The organism is Collinsella sp. AF29-7AC (assembly GCF_003475665.1).
Taxonomy (GTDB): domain Bacteria; phylum Actinomycetota; class Coriobacteriia; order Coriobacteriales; family Coriobacteriaceae; genus Collinsella.
This window is the reverse complement of the sequence record NZ_QRQX01000028.1, coordinates 18,139-19,743: the sequence shown is the minus strand read 5'-3', so window position 1 is coordinate 19,743 and position 1,605 is coordinate 18,139. Positions and strand designations below refer to the sequence as shown.

At 69.8% G+C, this 1,605-nt stretch carries 1 protein-coding gene and 1 pseudogene; both read left to right on the top strand.

All coding sequences use genetic code 11. The features are described from left to right. Positions 1 to 731: pseudogene (locus DWZ15_RS10755) on the top strand (IS21 family transposase); the annotation flags it as partial. Next, a complete protein-coding gene (gene istB, locus DWZ15_RS09610; RefSeq protein WP_117821545.1) occupies positions 731 to 1,504 on the top strand; it encodes an IS21-like element helper ATPase IstB in 774 nt (257 codons plus the stop codon). The pseudogene DWZ15_RS10755 and the gene istB, both read left to right, overlap by 1 nt. Positions 1,505 to 1,605 lie beyond the last annotated feature (101 nt).

Genomic DNA, 1,605 nt, shown 5'->3' with positions numbered 1-1,605 from the left:
CGCTCGACGACCTGCTGTCCTGCCTGCTCGCCACCTTCACCCGCCTCGGCGGCGTCCCGGAGGAGTGCATCACGGACAACATGTCGTGCCTGGTGACCGTCTCGGGCCGCAGGAGGACCAGGCAGGAGAGGGCGTGGCGGTTCGCGCGGGAGGCCGGCTTCGAGCTCAGACTCTGCGCGCCGCGCTCGCCGCAGACCAAGGGCAAGGACGAGTCGGCCAACCGCTTCCTGAACCGCCTGCTCGCCTACGGCGGCGAGTTCACCGGGTGGAGCGGCCTCGCCGAGGCGGTGGCCCGGGTCGAGGCCCAGGCCAACTCGGAGCCGAACCGCACCACCGGCCTGCCGCCCGACGCGCTGTTCATGCGGGAGAAGGAGAGCCTGCGTCCCATCGGGAACCTCCGGCTCCTCGAGTCGATGGTGGGCGACGTGAGCGTCCAGACCGTCCCGCCGACCATGCTCGTCAGGGCCGCCGGCAGGGAGTGGTCCGTGCCCAGGCGCTGCATCGGCCGGCGCGTGAGCGTCATAGCGATGCCCGGCGGCCAGGTCGTTGTGAGGATGGCCGGCGAGGAGGTCGCCGTCCACGACGCCGCGTCCGGGCCGTCGAGGCCCATCAACTACGACCCCGACCACTATGGGCAGGCCCTCGAGGGGAAGCGGGGCCTGGCCGACGCGGACATCGCCGAGGCCGCGCGCGCCAACCTCGCGCTGCTCGACTCGCTCGGAGGGGCGTGATGGGCGCCGTCGCGGAGGGCAGCCCCTCGATCAGGGCGCAGGCGAACCTCTCCGCGCTCGGGCTGCACGAGATGGCGGCGTCCCTGCCCGACTACGTGAGGATGGTCGCCGCGGGCGAGCGGGGCTTCGCCTCCGCCCTCGAGGAGATGACGCGCGTCGAGGTCGCCGCCCGGGAGGTCAGGATCACCAACCAGCGCATACGTTCGTCGGGGTTCCCCTACGTCAAGGGGCTGGCGGACTTCGACTGGGACTTCCAGCCGTCGGTCCCGCGCGCAGAGATCGAGGAGCTCGCGACCCTGAGGTTCGTCGAGCGGGCCGAGAACGTCCTGCTCGTGGGGAGCCCCGGCGTGGGCAAGACGCACCTCGCCGTCGCGCTGGGCATCGAGGCCGTCAGGGCGGGGCGCGAGGTCAGGTTCGTGGACTGCGCCCGGCTCGTCGAGGACCTGGAGGACGCCTCGTCGCGCGGCATCCTCAAGAAGAGGCTCAAGTACTACGCCCACTCGAGGCTGCTGATCATCGACGAGCTCGGCTACCTCGACGTCGGCAGCGCGGGCGCGGACCTGCTGTTCCAGCTGATATCGACGCGCTACGAGCAGCGCTCGACGATCATCACCACCAACGTGGGGATCAGCGGCTGGGGCAGGGTGTTCGGGGACGACGTGGCGGCGAGCGCGATCGCGGACAGGGTGTGCCACCACTGCCACCTGGTCAAGATAACCGGCAGGTCCTACAGGCTGAAGGACCTGCCGAGGGACGGCCCCGTCAAGCCGTGACCGGAATCGGTGAAAATACGTTAGCGCAACCGGTGAAACCGCCTTTGCGCGAACGGCGCGCCTGTTTAGCGAAACTGGTGAAAAATAGATTGACGCTAACA

Bases quoted from the DNA above. Each gene is read 5' to 3' on its own strand.
- istB (WP_117821545.1), top strand. From the start codon at position 731: ATGGGCGCCGTCGCGGAGGGCAGCCCCTCGATCAGGGCGCAGGCGAAC.